The organism is Tabrizicola oligotrophica (assembly GCF_011008935.1).
Lineage (GTDB): Bacteria > Pseudomonadota > Alphaproteobacteria > Rhodobacterales > Rhodobacteraceae > Tabrizicola_A > Tabrizicola_A oligotrophica.
Genome location: NZ_JAAIVJ010000033.1, coordinates 1 through 2,337 on the forward strand (window position 1 = coordinate 1; position 2,337 = coordinate 2,337).

A 2,337-nucleotide genomic window follows, 5' to 3' on the forward strand; every position below is an offset into this window, starting at 1 on the left:
TCGCCGATGGCGTCGTGCCAATGTTCGACGGGCAGTTGGCTGGTGACGATGGTGGAAGCACGGCCGTGGCGATCTTCGAGGATTTCCAGGAGGTCACGTCGCTCGGGGGCGGTCAGGACTGCGAGGCCCCAGTCGTCGATGATCAACACATCCATGCGGGCGATGGTCTTGAGGATGCGTTCGTGGCGTCCGTCCCCGCGGGCAAGTGCGAGGGCTTCGAACATGCGTGGGGCGCGCTGATAAAGGACCGAGCGCCCATCCCGACACGATTTGTGACCAAGGGCGCAGGCAATCCAGCTCTTTCCCAAACCGGTCGGTCCGGTGATCAACAGGTTCTCATGCCTGGCAATCCAAGCACCATCCGCAAGATGGGCCATGACACCGCGGTCCAGGCCACGTGACGTGCGCAGGTCCAGGTCTTCGACGCTGGCGTCTTGGCGCAGGGCGGCGAACTTCAGCCGCGAGGCCAGCTTCTTGCCGTCACGCTCGGCCGCCTCGCGGTCGACGAGGATGCCGAGACGCTCTTCGAAGGAGAGATCGTCGAAGGCGGTTGACCTGCGTTGTTCTTCGAGCGCCTTGGCAATGCCAGTCAAGCCGAGGGCCAGCAATCTATCATGGGTGGGATGGGTCAGCATTTTGGTCCTTTCTCAGTGGTAATAGCCGCCGCCACGGATGTTGGCGTGCTGAAGGGGGGCGGCATCTTCGGTGCCTTCTAGGAAGGCGCGGTCGAGGCCGGTCTTGAGGATCGAACGGATGGACGTCACTGTGCGGGCGCCGATGGTGACGCCACGCTGGCAGGCTGCATCGACCCGCTCTGGTCCATAGGTCTTGACCAGGGACAGCACGCCCAGACAGGTGCGGAACCCCTGCTCGGGGTGCGGTCGGTCGGCCATCACCATCTCGCAGAAAGCGGCGACGGCCGGGCCGGTCTTCGTCGCTTGCGCCAGCATTCTTGCCGGGGTCCATTCTCCCAACCTGCGATGGGCCGAGGGCATATGGTCGGGCACCGTCACATGAGTGCGCCGACCCGGGGTGCGGACATGGCTCGCAACCCGCTGACCGCGATGGAATATCTCGACCGTTTGCCCCGCTATGCGAACATCGACCTCTTGTTTGATCAGGGCGAAGGGCACGGAATACCAGGAGCTGTCGACTTCGATGTGGTAATCCGGTGCCACGCGAGCGCGCTTCCACCGGGCGAAGACATAGGGTTCAGGCGGCAGGGATCGCAGGTTGGGCCTGTCCAGCGTGGCGAACAGATCGGCGCGGCTGGCGCCATATCCACGCATCAGGCGCATGTTCAACTCATAGAGCAGCCGCCGGATCGCCCCGTTCAACTCTGTCAAAGAGAAGAACCGATGGTTCCGCAGCCGTGCCAGAATCCAGCGTTGCGCCACTTGGACGGCCACCTCGACCTTCGCCTTGTCCCGGGGTTTGCGCGGCCGCGCCGGCAGAACAGCGGTGCCGTAATGCGCGGCCATCTCGGCATAGGTCCGGTTCAGCCCCGGATCAAACCGATCGGCCTTGATCACGGCCGACTTCAGGTTGTCGGGCACCACGGCCTTCGGCACGCCGCCCAGAAAGGCAAACATTCGGACATGGGCAAGGATCCAATCCTCCAGCCCCTCCGAGGCAACCGCTTCGGCATAGGTGTAATTAGATGCCCCCATGGCCGCCACGAACAACTTCATGGGACGCGCCTCGCCGGTGACAGGGTCAATCACATCGATGGTGTCGCCGGCAAAGTCGACAAAGACCTTCTCGCCACCCACATGCGTCTGGCGCATCGTTGGCCGCACCCGGCCCTTCCAGCCGTCGAAATGCTCGCAGAACCAGGCATAGCCAAACCCGTCTGGCGCTCTTGCCCGATACTCTTCCCACAACAGTGCTCGCGTCACCCCGGGTCGGCGCAATTCGACGTCCATCACCGCCCAATCCGGCACAGGCCGATCCAGCCGCGAGGCCATCGTGGGGCTGGGAAACAGCAGAAGCTCCAGGCTGTCATCGTCCAAATCCGTCGGAAGAGGCCAGGACAAACCCGCATGGCGCGCACGCGCCAGATAGTTCCCGACCGTGCCCTTCCCAAGCCCAAGAGACCTAGCAACCGCCCGGTCGCTCAGCCCTTGCTCATACTTCAAACGCAACAAATCCCGTATTCGGCGCATCGACAATCTCTCAGTGGGCATGCTCGCTCCTGGCTGTTCACCAGCGGGAGCCTATGCCGTTTGATTGCCGGTCAAACCTGCCCACGATCCCGTGGAAAGACTGCCCACCTTCGCGTGGAATCCGCGCCCATCATCCCATGGATTGACTGTCCACCATCGCGTGGAACACGCA

At 63.1% G+C, this 2,337-nt stretch carries 2 protein-coding genes; both read right to left on the minus strand.

Annotation, left to right across the window (positions count from 1 at the left end; genetic code table 11):
* Positions 1-635 (minus strand): IS21-like element helper ATPase IstB (gene istB / locus G4Z14_RS18665; protein ID WP_164628465.1); only part of this gene is annotated, 635 nt, incomplete at its 3' end.
* 12 nt (positions 636-647) lie between these two features.
* The gene (gene istA / locus G4Z14_RS18670) at positions 648-2,186 is read right to left on the minus strand and encodes an IS21 family transposase (protein WP_164628467.1); all 1,539 of its coding nucleotides are present in this window, start codon (positions 2,184-2,186) and stop codon (positions 648-650) included.
* Positions 2,187-2,337 lie beyond the last annotated feature (151 nt).